The sequence below is a fragment of the Edwardsiella hoshinae NBRC 105699 = ATCC 33379 genome (assembly GCF_000474215.1).
Taxonomy (GTDB): domain Bacteria; phylum Pseudomonadota; class Gammaproteobacteria; order Enterobacterales; family Enterobacteriaceae; genus Edwardsiella; species Edwardsiella hoshinae.
Genome location: NZ_BAUC01000005.1, coordinates 31525 through 57386, shown reverse-complemented (window position 1 = coordinate 57386; position 25862 = coordinate 31525). Strand labels below are relative to the sequence as shown.

Below are 25862 nucleotides of genomic sequence, written 5' to 3'. Positions count from 1 at the left end.
AAAGACGACCCCAATGGCCTTTGGCCATTGGGGTTTTTTGTGCGTTTTTGCCGCCTGACGCCCGTGCGGCGTAAGGGGTTGACTATACTTACTGTCTTATCATGTGCCGTGGGGGAGTCATGAAACAGAAGATAGCAACCTATCAGGCCGCCGCTGGCGGTTGGGACGCCGTGAAGGCGGTAGCGGATGCGCTGCGCCAGCAGATGGATCTGCGGCGTGAGGTGATCGCCATGTTTGACATGAACAAGCCGGATGGTTTCGACTGCCCCGGATGTGCCTGGCCCGATCCTAAGCACAGTGCCTCGTTCGATGTGTGTGAAAACGGTGCCAAGGCGCTGGCCTGGGAGGTGACGGATAAGCGGCTGGATGCTTCCTTCTTCGCCGCGAATAGCGTGCAGTCGTTGCTGTGTTGGAACGACCATGATTTGGAGGCGGCCGGCCGCCTGACCCTACCGTTGAAATATGATGCTGCCAGCGATCGCTACCAGCCATTGAGCTGGCAGCAGGCGTTCGACGAGATTGGCTCCCGCCTGCAAGGTTATAGCGACCCGAACCAGGTTGAATTCTATACCTCGGGGCGTACCTCCAACGAGGCCGCTTTTCTGTATCAACTCTTTGCCCGCGAGTATGGCAGTAATAACTTCCCGGACTGCTCTAACATGTGCCATGAGCCGACCAGCGTCGGTCTGGCAGCCAGCATCGGCGTGGGTAAGGGGACCGTACTATTGGACGACTTCGCCCAGTGCGATCTGGTGATCTGTATCGGTCACAACCCCGGAACCAACCATCCCCGCATGCTGACTTCGCTGCGGGCCCTGGTGAAGCGCGGGGCGAAGATGATCGCCATCAACCCCCTACAGGAGCGCGGTCTGGAGCGCTTCACCGCGCCGCAGAATCCGTTGGAGATGCTGACGGCAGCCGAGACTCAACTGGCCAGTGCCTATTATCGGGTACGCATCGGAGGCGACACCGCCTTGCTCAAGGGAATGATGCGTCTGTTGATCGAGCGCGATGAGGCGGCGCGTGCCGCCGGCCAGGCGCCGCTGCTGGATGACGCCTTTATCCAAGCGCACACCGCCGGTTACGCCGAGTTGCGCCGCGATGTCCTCAACACGCGTTGGTCGGATATCGAGCGCATTTCCGGCTTGAGTCAGGCTCAGATCGGCGAACTGACCGATGCCTATGCCAGCGCCGAACGGACTATCATCTGTTATGGGATGGGGATCACACAGCACCAACACGGTACGCAGAATGTACAGCAACTGGTGAACTTGCTGTTATTGAAAGGGAATATTGGACGTCCTGGCGCTGGCATCTGCCCGCTACGTGGCCACTCCAACGTGCAGGGCGATCGTACCGTTGGCATCACCGAGCAACCGTCGGCCGAATTTTTGGCACGTCTGGGTGAGCACTTTGGCTTTACACCGCCGCAGGCTCCCGGTCATGCGGCGGTGGCCAGCATGCAGGCGATTTGTCGCGGCGAGGCGCGGGCGTTGATCTGCCTGGGCGGCAATTTCGCGCTGGCGATGCCGGATCGGCAAGCGAGCGCCATCCCGTTGACCCAATTGGATTTGGCGGTACATATCGCGACCAAGCTTAATCGTTCGCATCTGCTGACCGCGCGTCACAGCTATATCCTGCCGGTCTTGGGGCGTAGCGAGATCGACATGCAACAGAGCGGGGCTCAGGCGGTCACGGTGGAGGACTCGATGTCGATGGTTCATGCCTCGCGCGGGGTGTTAAAACCCGCCAGCGCGTTGTTGAAGTCGGAGTGTGCCGTGGTGGCCGGCATCGCCCGAGCGACATTACCGCACAGTGTGGTGGACTGGGAAAATCGGCTGGCGGATTATGACCGCATCCGCGACGATATTGCGGCGGTACTGCCGGCATTCGCCGATTTTAACCAACGTATCCGCCAGCCAGGCGGTTTCCACCTAACCAATGCAGCGGCGCAGCGGCGTTGGTTGACATCGTCGGGTAAGGCCAATTTCATTCCCTGCGAGGGCCTCCTGGAAGATCCCGTCTCGGCATTTAACAGCGAGCTGGTGTTGGCGACGCTGCGTAGCCACGATCAATACAACACCACCTTGTATGGCATGGATGACCGTTACCGTGGCGTGTTCGGCCAGCGCGATGTGGTGTTTATCAGCGCCGAGCAGGCGCAGCGCAGCGGTGTGCGAGCGGGCGATCGTGTCAATCTGATCGCCCTGACGCCGGAGGGAAAGCGTAGCACGCGCCGGATGGACGGCTTGAAGGTGGTGATCTACCCGATGGCTGATCGCTCATTGGCGACCTACTTCCCCGAATCCAACCACATGCTGACCCTAGCGAATCACGATCCGGCGAGTGGGATCCCTGCCTATAAGAGCATTCCGGTGGTGCTGGAACGGGTCGACTAGAGATCCAGTTCAATGTCCTGCTGCACTTGGCAGCAGCAGGGCAGGATCTCGTCTTGTTGCAAGAAGGCCAGTGGCGGCTGACGGTAGCTGACCCGGCCACGTAACAAGCGACAGCGGCAGGCGCCGCAAAAGCCGGCGCGGCATTGGGATTCCAGTGCTACCTGTTGCCGCTCCAGGCTCGCCAACAGGGAGCCGCCGTCCGCCAGGTGTTCGACCTGGCGTCCGCTGCGCGTTAGGTGAATACGGTAACGCCGTGGTGCGTCGCGCTCCCTCTCGCTTGCCGCCGTTGCCGCGGCGGCATCTCTGGTCTGCGTTGTCATCAGAGTTGGAAGTCACTCAGATCGTCGGTGTTGACTTCGGCATCAATCTGGCCGACCAGATAGGAGCTGACCTCGACCTCTTGCGGGGCGACTTGCACATTATCGGAGACCAGCCAGGCGTTGATCCAGGGGATCGGGTTGGAGCGTGTCTCGAAGGGCAACGGTAGCCCGACGGCTTGCATACGGATATTGGTGATATACTCCACGTACTGGCACAGGATATCCCGGTTCAGGCCGATCATCGAACCATCGCGGAACAGATAGTTGGCCCACTCTTTTTCTTGTTGGGCGGCCTGAACGAACAGATCGTAACACTGGCCCTCACATTCGGCGGCGATCTCCGCCATCTCCGGATCGTCTTGCCCGGCGCGCATCAGGTTGAGGATGTGTTGGGTGCCGGTCAGATGCAACGCCTCGTCGCGGGCGATCAGTCGGATAATCTTGGCGTTTCCCTCCATCAGTTCGCGCTCGGCGAAGGCGAAGGAGCAGGCGAAGCTAACGTAGAAGCGGATCGCTTCCAGTGCATTCACACTCATCAGACAGAGATAGAGTTTCTTTTTCAGATCGCGCAGGTTGACGCTTACCGTCTTGCCATTGACCTGGTGCGTCCCTTCCCCCAGCAGGTGGTAGTAGCTGGTACTTTCGATCAGATCATCGTAGTAGACGGAGATGTCGCGTGCGCGCTTGAGGATCTCCTCGTTGCTGACGATATCGTCGAACACGACCGACGGATCGGTGACGATATTGCGGATGATATGGGTATAGGAGCGCGAATGGATGGTCTCGGAGAAGGACCAGGTTTCAACCCAGGTTTCCAACTCCGGGATGGAGATCAGTGGCAGCAGGGCAACGTTGGGACTGCGCCCTTGGATGGAGTCCAGCAGTGTCTGGTACTTTAGGTTACTGATGAAAATATGCTTTTCGTGATCCGGCAGCGCTTGGTAGTCGATGCGATCACGTGAGACGTCGACCTCTTCCGGACGCCAAAAGAAGGAGAGCTGTTTCTCAATCAGCTTCTCGAAGATCTCATGTTTCTGTTGATCATAACGGGCTACGTTAACCGGTTGACCAAAGAACATCGGTTCGAGCAGTTGATCGTTCTTGTTTTGCGAGAAGATGGTGTAGGCCATACCCTAATCCTAGTGTGCCCCGCGGCGCGGGGCGTCGAAAATCAAGCGGCGATACCGGCGCTCCCTGCGGGGAGCGCCATCAGGCGGGAAGGTCAGATCTTACAGGCGCCGCTTTCGCAGCCATCATCCTGTGCGCTTGCCAGATCCTCCTGGGCATCCTCCGCACCGTCGCGAGTGTTTTGATAATAGAGCGTTTTCACGCCAAGTTTATACGCCGTCAGCAGATCTTTTAACAGTTGCTTCATCGGCACCTTCCCTGAAGGGAAGCGTGACGGATCGTAGTTGGTATTGGCCGAGATCGCCTGGTCGATAAACTTCTGCATCAGACCGACCAACTGTAGATAGCCGTCGTTGTTCGGCATGGACCACAACAGCTCGTAAGCCTCCTTCAGACGCTCATACTCCGGCACCACTTGACGCAAGATACCATCCTTGGAGGCCTTGATGCTGATGTAGCCGCGCGGTGGCTCGATGCCGTTGGTGGCGTTGGAGATTTGCGAGGAGGTTTCTGACGGCATCAGGGCCGACAGGGTTGAGTTGCGTAGCCCGTCGCGAACGATATCGGCGCGCAGGGTTTCCCAGTCATAGTGCAGAGGCTCGGTGCAGAGGGCATCGAGATCCTTCTTGTAGTTGTCGATGGGCAAGATACCCTGGGCGTAACGGGTTTCGTTGAACCACGGGCAGGCACCTTGCTCACGCGCCAACTGGTGGGACGCCTTCAGCAGATAGTACTGGATAGCCTCGAAGGTCCGGTGAGTCAGCGCATTGGCGCTACCGTCGGAGTAACGCACCCCGTTTTTCGCCAGGTAGTAGGCGAAGTTGATCACCCCGATGCCCAAGGTGCGGCGCCCCATGGCTCCGCGTTTGGCGGCCGGGATCGGGTAATCCTGGTAGTCGAGCAGCGCGTCTAACGCACGCACCGCCAGGGTTGCCAGTTCTTCCAGATCATCCAGCGAATCGATGGCGCCCAGGTTGAAGGCCGACAGGGTACACAGGGCGATCTCACCCTGCTCATCGTTGACATCTTCCAGCGGCTTGGTCGGCAGCGCAACCTCCAGACAGAGGTTAGACTGACGCACTGGTGCGACCTGGGGATCGAACGGGCTGTGGGTGTTGCAGTGATCGACGTTCTGAATATAGATACGCCCGGTGGAGGCGCGCTCTTGCATCATCAGAGAGAACAGTTCGACTGCTTTGATCTTGCGCTGGCGAATGCTGCTGTCCTGCTCGTACTGTACATACAGGCGTTCAAACTGATTCTGATCGGCGAAGAAGGCATCGTACAGCCCCGGCACATCGGAGGGACTGAACAGCGTGATCTCGCCGCCTTGGATCAGGCGCTGGTACATCAGGCGGTTGAGCTGTACGCCGTAGTCCATGTGACGTACGCGGTTATCTTCGACCCCGCGGTTGTTCTTCAACACCAGTAGGCTCTCCACCTCCAGGTGCCACAACGGATAGAACAGGGTCGCCGCCCCGCCGCGGACTCCGCCCTGAGAGCAGGACTTCACCGCGGTCTGGAAATGTTTGTAGAACGGAATACAGCCGGTATGGAACGCCTCTCCCCCACGGATCGGGCTGCCCAGCGCGCGCAGACGCCCGGCGTTGATGCCGATGCCGGCTCGTTGGGATACGTATTTAACGATGGCGCTGGAGGTGGCGTTGATCGAATCCAGGCTGTCGCCGCATTCGATCAGTACACAGGAGCTGAACTGACGCGTCGGGGTCCGCACTCCGGACATGATCGGTGTCGGCAGGGAGATCTTAAAGGTGGAGACCGCATCGTAGAAGCGCTTGATGTAGTCCAAGCGCGTCTCGCGCGGATAGTGGGAGAACAGGCAGGCGGCCACCAGAATATAGAGGAACTGGGCGCTCTCGTAGATCTCACCGCTGACGCGGTTCTGCACCAAATACTTGCCTTCCAACTGCTTGACTGCCGCATAGGAGAAGTTCATATCGCGCCAATGATCGATAAAACCATCCATCTGTTCGAACTCATCACGGCTGAAGTCTTCCAGCAGATGGCGGTCATACTTGCCCATGTCGACCAGGCGTACCACGTGGTCGTATAACTTCGGCGGTTCGAACTGGCCGTAAGCCTTTTTGCGCAGGTGGAAGATGGCCAGACGCGCGGCCATATATTGATAGTCCGGGGTCTCACGGGAGATCAGATCGGCGGCGGCCTTGATGATGGTTTCATGGATATCCGCCGTGCGGATGCCGTCATAAAACTGGATGTGAGAACGCAACTCAACCTGCGAGACCGAGACGTTTTGTAACCCTTCTGCGGCCCAATCGAGGACTCGGTGGATTTTGTCGAGGTTGATGCGCTCTTTTCTTCCGTCGCGTTTAGTGACAAGCAGACTCTGATTCATAGGATGCGTTCCTGTCCGTGTGATCCCCGGCGCGGCGCGCCCAACTGGTCGCTGCCGCAGCGTGCCAATGCCCGCGGCGTTAGTTGCTTACACGGGGCATTAACACAATATATAGGGGGTTGGTGACGATGTGGCAACAAGATAGTGGTGTTTGCTGCGATTTGCAAGTGAACAAAATCGGCTCGGGTTGTGGATAAGTTGGGGGTGAAATGTTACGGAGTGGGCGGTAGGCGGCGTCGGCTCTGGCACCATCCCGCTGGGGGATAACAGGGTGGCGGATTTAAAAAAATTGATCGTCTGCCGCTTTATTATTCATTGCTAAAATCGTTAATCTTGATCTGCGCCGGGATCGGTGCAAACGTCACCGCTTAGCGAATGGGCCCGCCCAGCGGCGGCCCACCGGATGATCGCCGTGGCCTACGCTGTCTCACGTTGAGCGTGCAGTAGGTAGTTGACATCGACATTCGCTCCCAGGGTGAAACGGTCGCGTAGCGGGTTGTAGTGTATGCCACACAGATGACGCACCGTCAGCGGGCTGTTGTCTAGCCAGCCCATCAACTCGGCGGGACGGATGAATTTGCGCGCATCATGGGTGCCTTTAGGCACCATCTTCAGCAGGTACTCGGCGCCGACCACCATCAGCAGCCATGACTTCGGCGTGCGGTTGATGGTGGAGAAAAACAGCTGACCACCGGGCTTGACCAGCCGGGCGCAGGCATGCACGACAGAGCAGGGATCGGGCACATGTTCCAGCATCTCCATGCAGGTGACCACATCGTATTGTGCCGCGCTATCGGCGGCATGTTGCTCGACGGTCTCTTGACGATAATCGACCGTGACACCACTCTCTAAGGCGTGCAGGCGCGCTACCTGGAGCGGTTCGCCGCCCATATCCAGACCGGTCACATCGGCGCCGGCCAGTGCCATCGCTTCGGCCAGCAGGCCGCCACCGCAACCGACGTCGAGTACCCGCTTACCGAACAGTCCATCGGCGCGTTGCTGGATGTACGCCAGGCGCAGCGGATTGATACGGTGCAGCGGCTTGAATTCGCCCTCTGGGTCCCACCAGCGAGAAGCGACGGCTTCAAACTTGGCAATTTCCTGCATATCAACGTTTTGTGACACCTACGACTCCTTTAATCCGGCGCGGCGGTACGCGCAAAAAATCCCCGTTAGCGCGGATTATACCTTTTCCACGCCATGGGCAAAGGGGCAGCGGCCAGACGGGCAGGAATGGCGTGGCGCATTTCGCACAAGCAGTGCCTTTGTGGTATCATTGTCGTCTTTGTCATCGTGTATGCGCCTGGTTCTACTCGATGTATTGAGGGTAGCGGCAGATGAATAATTAGTAGAGGGATAGCAGCTCCATGAGCGACCTTGCCAGAGAGATTACGCCGGTCAATATCGAAGAAGAGTTGAAAAACTCATATCTGGATTACGCCATGTCCGTTATCGTCGGTCGTGCGCTGCCGGATGTTCGGGATGGCCTGAAGCCGGTACACCGTCGCGTGCTGTTCGCGATGAACGTACTGGGCAATGACTGGAATAAACCATACAAAAAATCGGCCCGTGTGGTCGGTGATGTTATCGGTAAATATCACCCGCACGGTGATAGCGCGGTTTACGACACCATCGTACGTATGGCGCAGCCGTTCTCCCTGCGCTATATGCTGGTCGACGGCCAGGGTAACTTTGGTTCCATCGATGGCGACTCCGCCGCCGCGATGCGTTACACCGAAGTGCGTATGGCCAAGATCGCCCATGAACTGTTGGCCGATTTGGACAAAGAGACGGTGGATTATGTGCCCAACTACGACGGCACCGAGCAGATCCCCGACGTGCTGCCGACCAAGGTGCCGAACCTGTTGGTGAACGGCTCGGCCGGTATCGCGGTGGGGATGGCGACCAATATTCCGCCCCACAACCTGACTGAGGTGATCAACGGCTGCTTGGCCTATATCGATGATGAGAACATCTCTATCGAGGGGCTGATGGAGCACATCCCTGGGCCGGACTTCCCGACGGCGGCGATCATCAATGGCCGACGCGGCATCGAAGAGGCTTACCGCACCGGGCGCGGCAAGATTTACGTGCGCGCGCGCGCCGAGATCGAAACCGACCCCAAGCATGGTCGCGAAACCATCGTGGTGCATGAGATCCCTTATCAGGTCAACAAGGCACGTCTGATCGAGAAAATTGCCGAGCTGGTGAAAGAGAAGCGTGTCGAAGGCATCAGCGCGCTGCGCGATGAATCCGATAAGGACGGCATGCGCATCGTCATTGAGATCAAACGCGATGCGGTGGGCGAGGTGGTATTGAACAACCTCTATTCCCAGACCCAGATGCAGGTCTCGTTTGGCATCAACATGGTCGCCTTGCATCAAGGACAGCCGAAGCTACTGACTCTGAAAGAGTGTCTGGAAGCCTTCGTCCGCCACCGCCGCGAAGTGGTGACGCGTCGTACCATCTTTGAACTGCGCAAAGCGCGCGAACGCGCCCATATCTTGGAAGGCTTAGCCATTGCGTTGGCGAATATCGATCCGATTATCGAGTTGATCCGTCGCGCACCGACGCCGGCGGAGGCCAAGGCGGCGCTGGTTGCCCACGCCTGGGCGCTGGGCAACGTGGCGGCGATGCTGGAGCGCGCTGGTGACGATGCCGCCCGTCCGGAGTGGCTGGAGCCACAGTATGGCATCCGCGAGGGCCACTACTACCTGACCGAGCAGCAGGCGCAGGCGATCTTGGATTTGCGTCTGCAAAAGTTGACCGGTCTGGAGCACGAGAAGTTGCTGGACGAATACCAGCAACTGCTGGAGCAGATCGCCGCGCTGATCTTCATCCTGCAAAGTCCAGAACGTCTGATGGAGGTGATCCGCGAAGAGTTGATCGCCATCCGTGATCAGTTTGGCGATGCACGCCGTACCGAGATCACCGCCAATACGGCGGACATCAACATCGAAGATCTGATCGAGCAAGAAGACGTGGTGGTCACCTTGTCGCATCAAGGCTACGTCAAGTATCAGCCGCTGAGCGACTATGAAGCCCAGCGTCGTGGCGGCAAGGGTAAGTCTGCCGCGCGTATTAAGGAAGAGGACTTCATCGAGCGCTTGCTGGTGGCCAATACTCACGACACCATCCTGTGCTTCTCCAGCCGTGGCCGTATGTACTGGATGAAGGTCTATCAGTTGCCAGAAGCCAGCCGCGGCGCCCGTGGTCGCCCGATCATCAACCTGCTGCCGCTGGAGGCCGATGAGCGCATCACCGCCATCTTGCCGGTACGTGAATATGCGGAAGGGGTTAACGTCTTCATGGCGACCGCCAGCGGAACGGTGAAGAAGACGGCGCTGACCGAGTTCAGTCGTCCGCGTGCCGCCGGGATCATCGCGGTGAACTTGAATGAGGGCGACGAGCTGATCGGTGTCGACCTGACCAACGGCAATGACGATGTGATGCTGTTCTCCGCCGCCGGTAAGGTGGTGCGCTTTAAGGAGGAGGCCGTGCGTGCCATGGGCCGTACCGCTACCGGGGTGCGCGGCATTAAGCTGGCCGACGACGATCGGGTCGTCTCGCTGATTGTGCCGCACGGTGACGGAGCGATCCTGACCGTGACCCAGAACGGTTACGGTAAGCGCAGCGCCGTGGCCGAGTACCCGACCAAGTCACGCGCCACCCAGGGGGTTATCTCCATCAAGGTTACCGAGCGTAACGGTAGCGTGGTGGGGGCGGTGCAGATCGATGATGGCGACCAGATCATGATGATCACCGACGCCGGCACCTTGGTACGTACCCGAGTCTCCGAGGTCAGCATTGTTGGGCGTAACACCCAAGGGGTGATCTTGATTCGTACCGCCGAAGACGAGCACGTCGTTGGCTTGCAGCGTGTGGTTGAGCCGGTAGACGACGAAGAGCTGGACAGCATCGATGGCAGCGCCGCCGAAGGCGATGAGGACATCGCGCCGGAAGTGGATGGTGACGATGAGGGGAGTGACGACGCGGAGTAAGCGCCGTCATCCCTGTGCCAACCAAGGCCGGTCTTGACCGGCCTTTTTGTTGTCTCCGCCCGAGTAAGTGCGCGCCATCGCGGCGCGACGACCCAAGGTGATCGGCGTCAGGTCATTGCGCCGCGCGGGCTTTGCCGCTACCTTAACGCCATTCCTCCTGTCATCACGGTTACGGGTGCCACGTTGAAATATTTTGTCTCCTTTCGCACCACGCTCCGCTTGTCGCGCTACCTGTTCCGTGCGCTGGCGTTGATGCTGTGGATTCTGGGCGCCCTGCTGACCACCTTCTACATCTTGAATCAGTTCCACCAGAAAGAGTCTGATATTCGCCAGGACTTCCACCTAAACTACGATCAGGCGGAGGCGGTGATCCGTCAGGCCAGCGCTACCATGCGCGACATTCGTTATATCGCCGAGAATCGTCTGGCTTGGTCGGGGGATGAGAGCATTCAACCCTACAGCGGAGGGTTGTTGGACATCCACGGCGAGGTGCCGCCGCTGCTGCCGGTGTTCCCCGAGTCGGATTGCCGTCGCGCCAGCGACAACTATCGTACCTCGCTGCGGGCATTGAGCGGCTTTATTCGCTACTGGAAAGAAAACTTCGTTGCCGCCTACGATCTCAATCGCATCTTCGTCATCGGCGGCACCAGTCTGTGCCTCGCGGATTTCAGTATTCGCAACGTGCCGTTGGAGGGCGGTAACACCCTGCGCCTGTTACAGCAGCGGGTTAACCATTTCCGCAATAGTAACGATAAGGAGCAGGTGCTGTACTGGGTGGTTCCGGGCGCACAACGGGAGGTCGGCGCATTGTATATCACCGCGCCGGTCTATGCCGCCACCCATCTGGAGGCAGTATTGGGGATCGAGCAGACCCTGCGCTTAGAGGAGCTGACCAACCCTTCGGTACTGCCCATCGGGGTAACGTTGCTGAGCGATAACGGCGATGTGCTGCTGAGTTATGCTGAGAACGGTGGGCCGTTGCCGCTGCTAAATGGCTTGCCGGAGGACGACAACTATTTTGGCTATAACAGCAGTTACGATACTCTGTTGCTGAAAAAGAAGTTGCGTCCTAGTGGCCTGACCATCGTCTATTCGTTACCGGTGCGGGTATTACTGGAGCGTTTTAACCTGTTGCTGATCAACGCCATCGTACTGAACCTGATCAGCGCGCTGGTGCTGTTCGTGCTGACCTGGCTGTTCGAGCGCAAGATGTTCCTGCCCGCGGAGAACAACGCGTTACGCCTTGAGGAGCACGAACAGTTTAACCGCAAGATCGTGGCGTCGGCCCCGGTGGGGATCTCGATCCTCCGGGTGAGCGACGGTAGTAATATCCTGAGCAATGAGTTGGCCCATAACTATACGCGCCAATTTACTCCAGAAGATCGCCAGCGCATCGTTGGTATCCTCAACGAAGAGCAGGTCAGCGTGCTGGATGTGATCACCGCACAGAATCAGAACCTGCAAATCAGTTTCGTTCGTTCGCGCTATCGCAACGAGGAGGTGGCCATTTGCGCCATGGTCGATGTGAGTACGCGTGTGAAGATGGAGGAGTCGTTACAGGAGATGGCGGCGGCGGCGGAGCAGGCTAGCCAGTCCAAGTCGATGTTCCTGGCGACGGTCAGCCATGAGCTGCGCACACCATTGTATGGCATTATCGGCAACCTGGATTTGCTGCGCACGAAGACGCTACCGGAAGAGGTGCAACGCCTGTTGGGGGCGATGAGTAACTCTTCCGGGTTGTTGCTAAAGATCATCAATGACATCCTCGACTTCTCCAAGATCGAGTCGGAGCAGTTGAAGATCGAGCCGGGGCGCTTCGTGGCGCGTGAGGTGATCCCGCATATCATCGGCAACTACCTGCCACTGGTAGTGCGTAAGCGACTGACTTTGTACTGTTTTATCGAGCCGGATGTGCCAGCGGAGATCAGCGGCGATATCATGCGTATTCAGCAGGTACTCTCTAACCTGTTGAGCAATGCCATCAAGTTTACCGATACCGGCTGTATCATTCTTCAGGCGCGGGTCAATGACTTTTACTTGGAGTTCCGCATCCGTGACACCGGAATGGGGATCCCGGCGCGCGACGTGCAGCGTCTGTTCGACCCCTTCTTTCAAGTGGGCAGCGGCGTACAGCGCCATTTCCACGGTACTGGGCTGGGATTGGCCATCTGTGAGAAGCTGGTCAGCCTGATGGATGGCGATATTGCGGTCGAGTCGGCGCCGGGGCTGGGCAGTATCTTTACTATTCGTTTGCCGATGTATCAGGCCGTGCCGGCACAGCCGATACAACCGGCCTTAGTGCAACGAACTCTGTGGCTGGCGATCCACAACGCCCGTTTGGAGCGTTATCTGCATGCGCTGCTGAGTGCCGCGGGTGCGCGGGTTCGCCTCTGCCCCGCCGCGCCAGAAGAAGCGGCACAGGCGGTGGTGATCAGCGATCATCCGTTGACCTCTCAGCTCCCTTTCGCGACCCGTATCCAGCTGCGTGCCGATTATCTGGGCCATGCATGTTGTCAGGCTGAAGGCGAATGGGTGCTGAATACCGCGGCGCCATTGGAGCTGTTGCAGGTGCTCAACCGTCTTTTTGCCGCGCCGGGCGATGTGGCCAGTGAGGCGGTGGTGCAGAGCGGCGGCGATGAAACGGCGATGACAGCGCAGGACTTCAGTGATATCGCCATTCTGATCGTCGACGACCATCCGATCAATCGCCGGCTGCTGGCCGACCAACTGGGTTCGCTCGGTTTCACTCAGGTCAACACGGCGTGTGATGGGGTGGATGCCTTAGGCATGTTGCAGCAACAGCCCGCCGATATCGTGCTGACGGACGTCAATATGCCGAATATGGATGGCTATCAGTTGACGGAACGCCTGCGTCAGCAGGGACGTACCCTGCCGATCGTCGGGGTAACCGCCAACGCCTTAGCCGAGGAGCGGCAGCGTTGTATCGAGGTGGGAATGGACAGTTGTCTTTCTAAGCCGGTGATGCGTGAGGATCTATTGGCCGCGCTCAGTGGTTATGCGCTCGCGATCCGCCGGCGCCGGGCGGCGGCACCCCGTGGATAAAAAAATACCCCGCAGGTTACGGGCCTGTGGGGTAGCGGCTCGCCGCCGTGGCGGCGGCAGGCGAGGGTTATGCCTTGTCATCGTTCGGCATGATATTGACCGATGAGAGGTAGTTGAGCAGGGCAATGTCGTTGTCGACGCCCAGCTTCAGCATCGCCGACTTTTTCTGGCTGCTGATGGTCTTGATACTGCGATTTAGCTTCTTAGCGATCTCGGTGACCAGGAATCCTTCGGCGAACAGGCGCAGTACCTCGCTCTCTTTCGGCGAGAGGCGTTTGTCGCCATAGCCGCTGGCGTTGATCTTCTCCAACAGCTTAGAGACGCTCTCCGGGGTAAATTTCTTGCCCTTTTGCAGGGCGGCGAGCGCCTTGGGCAGATCGGTCGGCGCTCCTTGTTTCAGGACGATCCCTTCGATATCCAGATCCAACACGGCGCTGAGAATGGCCGGGTTATTATTCATGGTCAGGACGATGATCGACAGCTCCGGGAAGTGGCGCTTGATGTATTTGATCAGGGTAATACCGTCGCCGTATTTGTCGCCGGGCATGGAGAGATCGGTGATCAGAACGTTGACGTCCAGTTTGGGCAGGCTATTGATCAGCGTAGTGGAATCTTCGAATTCCCCGACGACGTTCACCCACTCGATCTGTTCCAGCGACTTACGAATGCCGAATAAAACGATGGGATGGTCGTCAGCAATGATTACATTCAGGTTATTCATATTGTTGGTTACCTAGTTGAAGCAGTCGGCTGACAAAAGCGTCAATATGACTGATCAGGACTCGAGCCTGTGCCGCGTTGTGATGCTTCAGTGCCTCTTCCAGCTGTTCACACAACGTTTTACCGACGGGAAACGCCAGCATGGCGAAGACGCCTTTGAGGCGGTGCGCGGTGAGGGCTAGCGCGGGCCAATCCTGTTGATCTGACTCAGTATACAGTTTTTGTATATCAGCGGGTACTGTGTCCAAAAACAGTGAATAGTAATCCTTTGATTTAAAAGGATTCTCATCAATAACGGACGGTGCATTTTCAGCATTTTCAGCATATTCGCAATAGACGGGGGCTTCTGCGGCCGCCATTTGCCGTTCGATCAGCAGCAGGATCGCGTCGATTAACGCATCGCTCAGGTTAAAATTTGCGCGAATACGCTGTGGCGCATACTCCTCGAATCCCTCGACGTCCGCCGCCAACAGCAAGGTATTCGTCTGAACTTGAGCGGGATCGTCGGTCACCAACAAATCGCAGGACGGCGTGCCGGCGTGACTTTCTCCCTCGTCATCGGCGTTGATCAGCGTGGCGCCGAGCCCCTCCAGCCGTTGGCTGACTCGGGCACGGATTTCCTCGGCGGTGATGCGCAGACCGATGGTGATGCCGTCCAGCAGCTTCTCTTCCTGTTGTTCGCTGAGCGGCAACGGTTGCATACGGCAGCTGAAGCGATAGTGCGTGCCGATATCGGGGCGGCTATCGATGGTCAACTCACCGCCTAGGCGGCGGCAAAGCTGGGCGCAGAGATAGAAGGTGAGGCTAGAGCCGCGGGAGAAGCGGTCGCTTTGCGCCGGTGCCAGAGCCGGGTAGTGTAGGTTACGCAGCTCGCTGCGCGTGAGCCCCGCACCGGTGTCGCTCAACTGGACGTGTAATCGGTCGGGGTGTTGGGCATCGGGGCTGAGGGTCAGGCTGATCTTGCCGTAGGCGGTGGTGACGATGGCATAGTGCAGCAGCATTTCCAGCACCCGTTCCAGGGTGACGATGTCGCCGTCAAACTGTTGTGCCGGATCGGTATCGACCCGCCCCAGTAGCATTAACCCCTTGCGTCGCATGGCGGGGAGATTACGTAACAACAGGGCATCGATGCGTTCGTGCAGGCGGAAAGGGCGGGACTGAGGATGCCAATCCTGGCTTTCGACGGCGGTTAACAGAGTGATTTCATCGATCAGGCGTTGGGCGTGTTGGCTTTCCAGCCACAGCGCATCGAGCAGTGGCGCTTGATTCTCTGCGTCGCGCAGGGCCGTGCTCAGACGGGTTATCTCGCTCAGCGGCGCTTGCAACTCCTGACTCAGGTTGTCGGTCATGGTCTTGCGTGCCGTCAGGTTTTTCTCGTACTCCTCGTGAGCCAGCTTGAGCTTCTGGCTCATCAGCATCTCGGTATCCAGGTTACGGATCAGAAACAGGGCCGAGTGCGGCGTCTGTTGGCTGCGCACCATTTGCACTTCATACATGGCGTTGTTGATGCTGACCTGCACCTTACCATGATGGCGATCGGCCATCGCCGCGATCTTATGCAGGCTCAGGTGGGGCAGCAGTTGATCGGCCTGCTTATTGCTGGCGACCAGCGTGTTGTTGTCGAAGCGGTAGATCAGCAAGCCCATCGGCAGATGGGCGATGATCTCCTGATTCATCTCTTGCTGGGCGTTCAGCTGCGCCGCCATACGTTTGCCAGGACGAACATACTGATGGCGGACGATGTAGAAGGCGATGGCGGAGAGGGCCAGCAGCGCCAGATTGATCAACAGCACCCAGAAGTTGTTGCGCGCCAGATCGATGATCAGCGCCATCGTCGGGATGTGGAATTGAAGCGTCAGCGGCGTGTTATGGATCGGGCTATTGACGGTGATCCAGGGCCAGCTCAGTTGGGTGACGGCCCGCGGCGGTTCATCGCCCGCGTTCCATTCGCCATCGTTGTCTGGTTGCTCGAGCAGTTGGAAGCGCTGCGCCGGCAAGTTGTTCGGTAGCAGATCTTCCACCGGGAGATCGAAGGCGATCACGGTAGCCAGGTGGCCGGGATCGTTGAAGGTGGTACGTAGGGTAAAATAGTAGGCGTTTTGAAAACGGAACTTACGCAACCCGGAGAAACCTTCGCGCTGGTCGAGGGCATTCGACTGCTGGAGCATCTCCGCCTTACGCGCTTCCACCAGATTCCCCAGATAGCCATCCTTATAGCGTGCGGAGAGATCTTTCATCGGCATGGTGGAGATCAGGATCAGGCTGTTATCTTGTCCGTTGAGATAGTAAAGCGAATAAGGCTCAGTATCAGCGCTCCATAGGGTATCCAGATAGCGTGACAGGTTCTGTGCCAGTTCACTGGTGGCGCTGTCGTGTAGACCGAAGATTAAGGCATCGGTCTTATGACGTGTTTTATCCAGCAGGTAGATATCCGGGCGTAGGCGCAACTCATGCTGTGGTGTCTGGTTATCGCGCAGTTCGTCGTGAGGGGTGGTTTCGTAGATCTGATAGGTAATGAAACGGTAGGTTTCGATCCGTTGCTGCAACAGCCGGGCTACCGACGACAACATGTGTTGCTTGGCGCTGAGGTAGGCATTGACGTAGTTATAGCCGTATAGCAGGTTGCCCAGCAGCAATAGCACGATAAACAGCAGATAGCTGCGAGTGACGCCGGAAAGGGACATGGAGTTTGACGTTGGCTGCATAGCGCGCGGGCGATCCTGTCAGTCGAAAAAAACGCTGTGCGCAGTATAGCAAGGGGGAGCGGCGCTGGCATCGCCCATCGTCGCTCCCGGTGTCATCAGGCGATCTTCCGGCGGAAGATTGCGTAGGCGATGCCGCTGGTGGCCACGGTGATCACCAGTAACGGCCACAGGTTATGCCAGATGACCGTGAAACCGACGTTTTTCAGGTAGAGTTGTTTGGTGATGTCAGTAAAGTGACGGATCGGGTTAATCCAGGTCACATTCTGCAACCAGAGCGGCATGTTCTCTACCGGTGAGACATAGCCGGACAACAGAATAGCCGGCATCATGAAGACGAAGACGCCGATAAACGCCTGCTGCTGTGTGGCGCATAGGGCAGAGATGAAGAGCCCGAAGCCGACCAAGGACAGGCCATAGATCAGCAGCGTGAAGTAGAACAGCCACAGTGAACCGGCGAAAGGGATCTGATAGCCAAAGATACCGATCAGCAGTACTAGGGTAGCCTGAAAGGTGGCGACGATCAGGGCTGGCACCGCCTTGCCGATGAAGATCTGCCAGGTATTGAGCGGTGAGACTAACAACTGCTCCAGCGTGCCCTGTTCACGCTCACGCGCCACGGACAGTGAGGTAACGATCATCACCCCGATGGTCGCGATCAAGGCGATCAGCGAGGGGACCACGAACCATTTGTAATCCAGGTTAGGATTATACCAGTTGCGCACGATCAGACGGCTATTGACCAGCGAGGGTTGATGCAGTTCGCTACGCAGTTGCTGCTGGTAGTCGCTGACGATCTGCTGAATATAGTTGGCGGCGATCTGGGCGCTATTCGAGCTCCGACCATCGAGGATCAGTTGTAGGGTGGTCGGCTGGTTGCTGAGTAGATCGCGGCTAAAGTTGGCCGGGAAACGTACCAGCAAGAGGGCGCGTTGGTCGTTGATGGTTGGGGCGATGGCCTGCGGGTTATCCAGCAAGATCACCTGGGAGAAGGCGCTGGCCTTGGCCAAGCGCTGGGTCAGTTCGATGGAGGCCGGGCCGCTGTCTTCGTTGTAGATGGCGATGCTGGCATTGGTGACGTTGAGGGTGGCGGCGAAGGGAAACAGTAACACCTGCATGATCACTGGCACCACCAGGATGGTACGTGTCTGCGGATCACGCAATAGTGACTGTAACTCTTTGATAATCAGAGTTAGTAGACGGTGCAGCATGCTCTTTCCTCCTTAGTCCAACCGTCGCCGGGTTTTTAACGCCGTCAGGCCGATGAAGAACAGCGCCGATACCAACAGGAAGGCCAGGTTGACCAGCAGCACGCTGCTGATGTTGCCCGCCAAAAATAGGGATTGCAAGGTGCTGACGAAGTAGCGTGCCGGGATGACATAGGTGATCGCTCGTACGATGGCCGGCATGCTATCGATCTCGAATACGAAGCCTGAGAGCATCACCGCCGGCAGGAACGCCGCGTTCAGGGCGATCATCGCCGCGTTGAATTGGTTCCGGGTAACGGTGGAGATCAGCAGCCCCATCCCCAGGGTACTGGCCATGAATAGGCTGGTCATGGCAAACAGGATCAGCAGTGAGCCGCGAAACGGCACCCCCATGATGAAAACCGCCACCACCATGCACAATGCCATTGCCAGCATGCCCAGTACATAGTAGGGCAACAGCTTACAGAGCAAGAGCTCGCTACGGGTGACCTGGGTCGACAACAACGCTTCCATGGTGCCGCGCTCCCATTCACGCGCGATCACCAGTGAGGTCAGGATGGCGCCGATCACCGTCATGATGATGGTGATGGCGCCGGGAATGATAAAATGTTGGCTGATGGCGGCCGGGTTAAACCAGTAACGCATCTGAATATCGATGGACGGCTGATAGAGCACGCCGTGATCCTGGGCGCGTTGTTGCAGCCATACCTGCCAGACGCCCTCGGTGTAGCCGCGCACAAAGTTGGCGGTATTGGGTTCGCTACCGTCGGTGATCACCTGGAGTGGCGCGTTGTCTTGACTACGCAGTAGGCGATCGGCGAAGTCGACCGGGATCACCACCATCCCGCGGATCTGCCCGGCTTGTAGCAGGCGCGTCAGCTGCTGCCGATCGTCGCTGACGGTGGCGGCGATATAAGGCGAGCCGCGAAAGGTATCGGCTAGCTGACGCGCCTGTGGGGTTTGTTGCTCTAGCAGGATACCTACGTGCAGGCGACTGGAGTCCAGGTTGATACCGTAGCCGAAGATAAACAGCAACAGCAGCGGGATCACCACAGCGATCAGTAAACTGCTGGGATCGCGCAGGATCTGGGCCGTCTCTTTGCGGCACAGCGCGCGCAGACGGCGCCAGGAGAAGTAGGTTGCGTTATCAGCCATGTTCATGCTCCCGATCATAGGCCTGCACCAATTCGATGAAGGCCTGTTCCATGGTGGGATTTGGGATATCGGCGCTGGCGATACGCGCCTTGAGATCGTCCGGTGAGCCGGTGGCGATGATCTGCCCATGGTAGACCAGGGCGATGCGATCGCAGTACTCCGCCTCGTCCATGAAATGGGTGGTAACCATCACGGTGACCCCCTTATCGACCATCCCGTTGATGTGCAGCCAGAATTCACGCCGGGTCAGCGGATCGACTCCAGAGGTGGGTTCGTCGAGAAACAGGATGTCTGGCTCATGCATGAGGGCACAGGAGAGGGCTAGGCGTTGCTTAAAACCCAGCGGTAGGGCATCCGGCGTCTGCTGGAGGATCGGCGTGAAATTAAACGCCCGGGTCATGTCGGCGATCTTGGCGCGTTGGTGTTTGCCGCGTAAGCCATAGACCCCGGAGAAGAAGGCCAGGTTTTGGGCGACGGTCAGGTTGCCGTATAAAGAAAACTTCTGTGCCATGTAGCCCAGGTGCTGACGTGCCCGTCCCGAATCGGTCTTCAGATCCATCCCTAGCACCAGAGCATGGCCGCTGCTGGGTACCAACAGGCCGCACATCATCTTAAAGGTGGTCGACTTGCCCGCCCCATTCGGGCCGAGTAGACCGAAAATCTCGCCGCGCTTAACCTGAAAGTCGACGTGATCGGTGGCCGTGAAGCCGCCGAACTTCTTGGTCAATTGGCGCGCTTCGATCACTGTCTGTGCCGGATCGGCGGCGACCTGGGGCATGATGCCAGCCAGCGCCGAGGCCTGGTGCGGGCCGCCGCCTAATAGGTCGATGAAGGCATCCTCAAAGCGGGGTTCGGCTTCCAGCACCTCGGCCTGCGAGAGATGGAGTGCTGCCGGGAGCTGGCGGTGGTCGCAATCGGCCTGGAGGATCAGACGCAGGTACTGCCCCTGGATCACCGCATCGCTGACTGCCGGCAGGGTAATGGCTTGTTGCAGCAGGCGGCGATGGGAGACGCCGGGGGCGCGCAACAAGATGGTGCGACCGGCCATGCGTTGCGTCAGCCGCTGTGGTGGCCCGCTGTACAGTAGCCGTCCCTCGTTAAGCAGCAGCACTTCGCGGCACTGTTCGGCTTCATCCAGATAGGAGGTGCTCCACAGGATCAGCATCCCCTCGTCGGCCAATTCATGCACCATGCGCCACAGTTCCCGGCGCGAGATGGGATCGACGCCGACGCCTGGCTCGTCGAGCAGCAAGACCTGCGGCGACCCGAGCAGCGTACAGGCTAGCCCAAGCTTCTGCTTCATTCCGCCGGATAGCTTACCGGCCAGACGATCGGTGAAGGGGGCTAGCGAGGTAAAGGCCAGCAGACGCGCGAAGGTACTGGCGCGTGCCGCGCCGGTGACGCCGCGCAGCTCGGCATACAGTACCAGGTTCTCCATCACCGTCAGATCTTCATACAGACCGAACTTTTGCGGCATGTAGCCGAGGATGGCATGCAACTGGCGCTCCTGGCGCAACGGATCGAGTCCGACCACGCTGACCCGTCCGGCGCTCGGTTTCAGCAACCCGGCCAGGATGCGCATCAGCGTGGTCTTGCCGGCGCCATCGGGGCCAACCAGCCCCATCACGGCGCCGCTGGCGATACGGGTCGTCAGGCTGGCAACTGCCGGCCGATCCAGCCCGGCGAAGCGTTTCTCCACCCCCTCTAGCTCAATGTAATGGCTGACCATACGCTGCCCCGCTAGCGTTGTAGCGGCGATGTGGGGAAGCGCAGGGTGACCGGCATCCCCTGGCGTAACGCGTCATCGGCATCGTCGACGATCACGCGCAGGCGATAGACCAGCGCGGTGCGTAGCTCGGGTGTCTCGACGCTCTTCGGCGTGAATTCAGCGCTGGGCGAGACGAAACCGATGGTACCGTGATAGGGCTGGCGTCGACCATCGATATACAGTGCGATGGGGGTGCCGGGAATAGCGCGGTTGAGGTGGGTTTCATCGACGTAGGCACGCACCCAGACCGGGCGGGTTAAGGCGATGTTGAACACGGTATTGCCGGCGGCCAGCATGGTGCCCGGTTCGACGGCGCGGGTCATCACGGTACCGCGCGAGGGGGCGAACAATGCGGTATCATGCAGATTCAGTTCGGCCTGAGCCAGTTGGGCTTGGGCCTGTTGCAGTTGCGCCTGTGCCTGCTCGATCTGTTGCGGACGATTGCCGGATTGATACTGCGCCAGCTTATCGCGCGCCTGTTGCAGTTGGGCCTGCGCCTGGTTGCGGTTAGTGCGCGCGCTCTCCAGTTCGTTGGCCGAGACCGCCCGGCTGGCCCACAGTCCCTGCTGGCGCTCATAGAAGCGTTGCATGTAACGGTAGTTGGCTTCGGCCTGGGTCACGGCGGCTTGCGCTTGGGCGATCTCTTCGCTGCGATAACCGGCCTGTAACAGCGCCAGATTGGCCTGTGCGGCGGCGACGGCGGCACGCGCCTCGTTCAACGCATTGACATAAGGTGCATCGTCCAACCGACCGAGCAGCATCCCCGGCTTGACCGTCGCGCCTTCGTCGACCGTCAGCGAGGCCAGCCGGCCGCTGACGCGGAAGCCTAGATTGACGGTACGAATGTCAACATTACCGTATAGGGTCAGTGGTTGATCCTGTTGGCTGCGGTAATAACCATATCCTCCGGCGATGAGGGCTATCAGCACGATGCCGATAACGACGCCGGCGATTCGCCTGTTATTCATCGTTAATTCCTCGCGTTCCTCGCAATGCTGTGGGTTGCGCTGCGTCAACCTGTTGGCGCAGTCCGGTGAGCAGCAATTCGGTGTGACGGTGGACTACCTGATGGATCTGCTGAGCCTGTTCCATGCCGATCTGTGACCAGCCGGTACGGGTCAGCAGGGTTTCGCGCGCCATGCGAAAGGCCAAGACCTGCCCGATCAGGGCATGGGTGTGCAGTATCGCGCTGGGATGTGTGGCATCCAAGCCGACGTAGCGCGAAACCAGGCGGGTCATCAGGGTATGCAGCGGCGTAATAAAGTGTTGGTGCAAAATGGGGGAGGCGGCGCTGGGAAACATCTGTTCACGCGCGATGACCTGGCTTAGATGTAGGCTTTGCGGCTGGATCATCAATTGGCATAGATGGGCCAGCGCGCGTTGGATCAAGGCCAGCGCCGCTTGCGGCGTGGCATCCGCATCGGCAAGATGGCGCTCGCACTCTTCGCGCAGCGGGTTGAAGCTGTGGCTGAGCGTTTTGGCGATCCAGTGGGCGACCGCCAGATACAACCCCTGTTTGGAGTGAAAATAGTAGGGAATGGCGGCGATATTTTGCCCGCTCGCCTGTGCGATATCGCGGGTGGTCGCCCCGTCTAATCCCTGTTGGGCAAATAGACGTAAGCCAGCCGTGATCAGTGCCTGACGCGCCTGGTCGCCGCGTGAGCGGGCATGCGCCCACGGCGGCGCGCGACGCAGTCTCTTCATGACGATGACCGTCTATAAAAGTTAATCATTTGATTGATTAACTCTAGGCGCTTTTTTCGCCACTGTAAAGTCGTGTCAGGCGGAATATCAGGGCAGACAGCGCAGACGCTTGCTGTTACACTAAGCGCTAATTGTGTACCCGCAGTTTGTGCCTGTCCTCGTGGTAATTCTCGCTTTGCCTCGTCTGATACGCCCGTCCGGAAACTGCATCCCTGGAAACCGGGGAGTGGGCGGGTTTGGAGTTTTTCATGTCTTTTGATTCCCTTGGCCTGTGTGCCGAACTGTTACGTGCGGTGGAAGAGCAGGGTTACCGTGACCCCACCCCGATTCAGCAACAAGCCATTCCGCTGGTACTGCAAGGTCGCGATTTGATGGCCAGTGCCCAGACCGGCACCGGCAAGACGGCTGGTTTTACCTTGCCGTTGCTGCAATTGCTGCACCAGAACCCGAAGAACAGCAAAGGCCGTCGCCCGGTGCGCGCCCTGATCCTGACACCGACCCGTGAGTTGGCGGCGCAGATCGGCGATAACGTGCGCGAGTATAGCCGCCACCTACCGTTACGCTCGCTGGTGGTGTTCGGTGGGGTGAGTATCAATCCACAGATGATGAAGCTGCGCGGTGGGGTGGATGTGCTGGTGGCGACGCCGGGACGCCTGCTGGATCTTGCGCATCAGAACGCGGTCGATCTGTCCCAGGTTGAGATCTTGGTGCTGGATGAGGCCGATCGCATGCTGGACATGGGCTTCATTCACGATATTCGCCGCGTGCTGGCGCGCCTGCCGGCCAAGCGTCAGAACCTGCTGTTCTCCGCGACCTTCTCCGACGAGATCAAGGCGCTGGCCGCCTCGCTGCTGCATAATCCGGCCGAGGTGGAAGTGGCGCGCCGCAACACCGCCTCGGATTTGGTCACCCAACACGTGCATCTGGTGGACAAGAAGCGTAAGCGTGAGCTGCTCTCTTTCCTGATCGGCTCACAGGATTGGCGCCAGGTGTTGGTGTTCACCCGCACCAAGTATGGCGCCAACCATCTGGCCGAGCAGCTGAATAAGGATGGCATCAGTGCGGCGGCGATCCATGGCAACAAGAGTCAGGGCGCTCGAACCCGTGCGCTGGCGGACTTCAAGAGTGGCGACATTCGCGTCCTGGTGGCGACGGATATCGCCGCCCGTGGCTTGGACATCGATCAACTGCCTTACGTGGTGAACTATGAGCTGCCCAACGTTCCGGAAGATTATGTCCACCGTATCGGACGTACCGGGCGTGCGCAGGCGACGGGCGAAGCGCTCTCACTGGTCTGTGTCGACGAACATAAGCTGCTGCGTGATATCGAACGCCTGCTGAAACGCCCGATTCCACGTATGGCGATCGCCGGTTATGAGCCGGACCCCAGCATCAAGGCCGAGCCGATCCAGAATGGTCGTCAAGGCGGACGGCAGAATGGCCGTAACGAACGGGGTACGCAGGGACAAGGACGACGCGGCAATAGCGCTCGTCCCAACGGTAATGCGACGGGGGAAGAACAACGTAGCACGACGTCCCGCCAGAGCCAGCATCGTCGTCCGCGTCGTCCGGCGGCGGAGGCGAAAGGACGCGGCGTAGCGCGTTAAGCGCTAGACGCTAACCGGAAAACGACCCGCCGCTGGGGCAGTCGGGAGACTGCATCCGCAGTGGGTCGCTTACCCGCAGCGCTCAGGCGGCGCGCTCGAAAGACTTTCCTGCCATTCTCCCTTTCTTCCAGACGCCCGGCGTCACATCGAAGCGGCGTTTAAAGGAGCGGGTAAAGGAGCGTTGTGAATCGAAGCCCATCGATAACGCGATGTCGAGGATCGAACCTTGGCACACCTTCAGACGGCGCGCCGACTCATCCAGCTTCTTATTACGAATATACTCACCGAGGCGTATGCCGGTGTGCGCTTTAAACATGCGTTGCAGGTGCCACTTGGAATAACCCGCGCGCGCCGCCACATCATCAAGGGATGAGATGGTCGCAACATTGTTATCGATCCAGGTACGGAGCGCGCTGATAAAATCGGTATTGTACATGGCAATCCCCTTACTCTTTTTGTGCGATGGTTAGTGACACAACGCGTTGTGTGGCCGTTTAATCCACACAGCAGGTGCGTTTTAGTGTCATTCTGGTGACGATCGCGGTGATGGTTGCGCCGGGCGCACATCGTATGAGTTCATTATCTTAACGATCGTTAATTTAATGGTAATTCCGTCGCCGGAGTGCCGTCAATGTTTTTTATTAACGACTATTAATAAAATTGTTAACTCTATGTTTGTTAACAAGATATTATTCAATTCCCGCGCGGGGTGGGCACGGTTCCGCCGCCGCCTGCACCAGCGGTGCGCCACGGTTTGCATATTCGTGGGGGCAGGGCTACCTTTAGCGGGAGATCCAGTGAGTGAGGTGTAGATAAAGGGAATGGTAACAGAACATACATCCTGTAAACGCGCCGGGCGCGGCCGTCCAAAGGTGTTCGATAGGGAAGTCGCGTTGCGCAAGGCGCTGGAGCTGTTTTGGCGTAAAGGTTACGAGGCGACCTCGATGGCCGATCTGGTCGAGGCGACCGGGGCGAAAGCGCCGACCCTGTACGCCGAATTTGAAAATAAAGAGGGATTGTTTCGTGCGGTGGTCGAGTATTATACCGCCTGTAACGAAGACAAATACGATCGCCTGTTGTTCAACGTCAATTTGCCATTGGTCGATACGCTGCGTGACTACCTGAATGTCACCGCGTGCTGTTTTACCAGCGACGATACGCCCAGCGGCTGCTTTATCATCTGCGCATCAATGGTGCCGACCAGCTGTTCGGATAAGGTTAGCCAAGTACTGAAGAGTCGACAGCCGATACAAGAGGCGATGCTGACGCGTTTTCTCCAGCAGCGCCAGAGCAGCGGCGAATTGCCGGCCTATAGCGATGTCCAGGGGCTGGCACGTTATCTCTGCTGTCTGATCCAGGGAATGTCGGTACGCGCTCGTGAGGGCGCTGAGTGTGGCGATCTTCAGGCTATCGTGGAGACCACCATGGCACTTTGGCCAGCATTGTGCGAGACCTGCCGTCTGCCAGCCTAAACGCGTAGATGTAACGTGATAGACATGCTTTGCAACACACTGCCGCTTGCCATCGATTAACGAAACTGGTTAGCTGCCAAAAAGGGTGATGGCGTGCCACCCGTGATAACCAACCGCCGTAATCCACTTACGGATGATGACGCCTGATGATTACCGTTCCTGGAGAGCGGGGCATCAGCGTCATCGTATTTTCCCGCGCTTATCCCTGCACTCCCCGTGGTTAACCACCGCTAACGGA

The 25862-nt window shown here is 58.5% G+C and carries 17 protein-coding genes and 1 riboswitch; of the genes, 5 read left to right on the top strand and 12 right to left on the bottom strand.

Features of this window, described 5'->3' with window-relative positions:
- Positions 1 to 119: 119 nt before the first annotated feature.
- Entirely contained in the window at positions 120 to 2399 is a 2280-nt protein-coding gene (gene ydeP, locus EHO01S_RS02540; RefSeq protein WP_024522484.1) for an acid resistance putative oxidoreductase YdeP, read from the top strand.
- Here the strand turns inward: ydeP and yfaE are convergent.
- The 4 genes from yfaE to ubiG form a co-directional block, all read right to left on the bottom strand.
- Positions 2396 to 2719, bottom strand: a complete 324-nt coding sequence (gene yfaE / locus EHO01S_RS02535) for a class I ribonucleotide reductase maintenance protein YfaE (protein WP_024522483.1) — start codon at positions 2717 to 2719, stop codon at positions 2396 to 2398. The genes ydeP and yfaE overlap by 4 nt on opposite strands.
- Complete coding sequence (gene nrdB, locus EHO01S_RS02530) at positions 2719 to 3849, bottom strand: class Ia ribonucleoside-diphosphate reductase subunit beta (RefSeq protein ID WP_024522482.1); 1131 nt, start codon at positions 3847 to 3849, stop codon at positions 2719 to 2721. Before nrdB ends, yfaE begins: the two co-directional genes overlap by 1 nt.
- A 92-nt stretch (positions 3850 to 3941) precedes the next feature.
- On the bottom strand, positions 3942 to 6224 hold the full coding sequence (gene nrdA, locus EHO01S_RS02525) for a class 1a ribonucleoside-diphosphate reductase subunit alpha (RefSeq protein ID WP_024522481.1): 2283 nt from the start codon (positions 6222 to 6224) through the stop codon (positions 3942 to 3944).
- A gap of 417 nt (positions 6225 to 6641) precedes the next feature.
- Positions 6642 to 7349 carry a bifunctional 2-polyprenyl-6-hydroxyphenol methylase/3-demethylubiquinol 3-O-methyltransferase UbiG gene (gene ubiG, locus EHO01S_RS02520; protein ID WP_024522480.1) on the bottom strand — a complete coding sequence of 236 codons (708 nt, stop codon included), beginning with the start codon at positions 7347 to 7349 and terminating at the stop codon, positions 6642 to 6644.
- A 242-nt stretch (positions 7350 to 7591) separates the two neighbouring features.
- Between ubiG and gyrA the strand changes: the two genes are divergently transcribed.
- Together gyrA and rcsC are read left to right on the top strand one after the other, a co-directional pair.
- Positions 7592 to 10225: a DNA topoisomerase (ATP-hydrolyzing) subunit A gene (gene gyrA, locus EHO01S_RS02515; RefSeq protein ID WP_024522479.1), complete on the top strand. Its 2634-nt coding sequence runs from the start codon at positions 7592 to 7594 to the stop codon at positions 10223 to 10225.
- 183 nt (positions 10226 to 10408) lie between these two features.
- Positions 10409 to 13288, top strand: a complete 2880-nt coding sequence (gene rcsC, locus EHO01S_RS02510; protein WP_024522478.1) for a two-component system sensor histidine kinase RcsC — start codon at positions 10409 to 10411, stop codon at positions 13286 to 13288.
- A 67-nt stretch (positions 13289 to 13355) separates the two neighbouring features.
- On the opposite strand, the gene rcsB is transcribed toward rcsC, so the two are convergent.
- From rcsB to EHO01S_RS02475, 7 genes are all read right to left on the bottom strand, one after another.
- Positions 13356 to 14009, bottom strand: a complete 654-nt coding sequence (gene rcsB, locus EHO01S_RS02505; RefSeq protein WP_024522477.1) for a response regulator transcription factor RcsB — start codon at positions 14007 to 14009, stop codon at positions 13356 to 13358.
- Entirely contained in the window at positions 14002 to 16713 is a 2712-nt protein-coding gene (rcsD, locus tag EHO01S_RS02500; RefSeq protein WP_024522476.1) for a phosphotransferase RcsD, read from the bottom strand. The genes rcsB and rcsD overlap by 8 nt, the downstream gene beginning before the upstream one ends.
- Before the next feature lie 95 nt (positions 16714 to 16808).
- Positions 16809 to 17921: an ABC transporter permease gene (locus EHO01S_RS02495; protein ID WP_024522475.1), complete on the bottom strand. Its 1113-nt coding sequence runs from the start codon at positions 17919 to 17921 to the stop codon at positions 16809 to 16811.
- 12 nt (positions 17922 to 17933) lie between these two features.
- On the bottom strand, positions 17934 to 19073 hold the full coding sequence (locus tag EHO01S_RS02490) for an ABC transporter permease (RefSeq protein ID WP_024522474.1): 1140 nt from the start codon (positions 19071 to 19073) through the stop codon (positions 17934 to 17936).
- Complete coding sequence (locus EHO01S_RS02485) at positions 19066 to 20802, bottom strand: ATP-binding cassette domain-containing protein (RefSeq protein ID WP_024522473.1); 1737 nt, start codon at positions 20800 to 20802, stop codon at positions 19066 to 19068. Before EHO01S_RS02485 ends, EHO01S_RS02490 begins: the two co-directional genes overlap by 8 nt.
- 11 nt (positions 20803 to 20813) lie before the next feature.
- Positions 20814 to 21809: a secretion protein HlyD gene (gene hlyD, locus EHO01S_RS02480; RefSeq protein ID WP_024522472.1), complete on the bottom strand. Its 996-nt coding sequence runs from the start codon at positions 21807 to 21809 to the stop codon at positions 20814 to 20816.
- The gene (locus EHO01S_RS02475; protein ID WP_024522471.1) at positions 21802 to 22545 is read right to left on the bottom strand and encodes a CerR family C-terminal domain-containing protein; all 744 of its coding nucleotides are present in this window, start codon (positions 22543 to 22545) and stop codon (positions 21802 to 21804) included. The genes hlyD and EHO01S_RS02475 overlap by 8 nt, the downstream gene beginning before the upstream one ends.
- 248 nt (positions 22546 to 22793) lie before the next feature.
- Between EHO01S_RS02475 and rhlE the strand changes: the two genes are divergently transcribed.
- Complete coding sequence (gene rhlE / locus EHO01S_RS02470; RefSeq protein ID WP_024522470.1) at positions 22794 to 24152, top strand: ATP-dependent RNA helicase RhlE; 1359 nt, start codon at positions 22794 to 22796, stop codon at positions 24150 to 24152.
- 82 nt (positions 24153 to 24234) lie between these two features.
- Here rhlE and EHO01S_RS02465 read toward each other — a convergent pair whose 3' ends face one another.
- Positions 24235 to 24588, bottom strand: coding sequence for a helix-turn-helix domain-containing protein (locus EHO01S_RS02465; protein ID WP_024522469.1), 354 nt, complete (start codon positions 24586 to 24588; stop codon positions 24235 to 24237).
- Positions 24589 to 24973: 385 nt separating this feature from the next.
- On the opposite strand from EHO01S_RS02465, the gene corR reads away from it, so the two are divergent.
- Positions 24974 to 25624 (top strand): copper stress response transcriptional regulator CorR, encoded by a 651-nt coding sequence (corR, locus tag EHO01S_RS02460; protein ID WP_024522468.1) that lies wholly within the window; start codon positions 24974 to 24976, stop codon positions 25622 to 25624.
- Positions 25625 to 25699: 75 nt separating this feature from the next.
- A riboswitch (Fluoride riboswitch) is annotated at positions 25700 to 25777 on the top strand.
- Positions 25778 to 25862 lie beyond the last annotated feature (85 nt).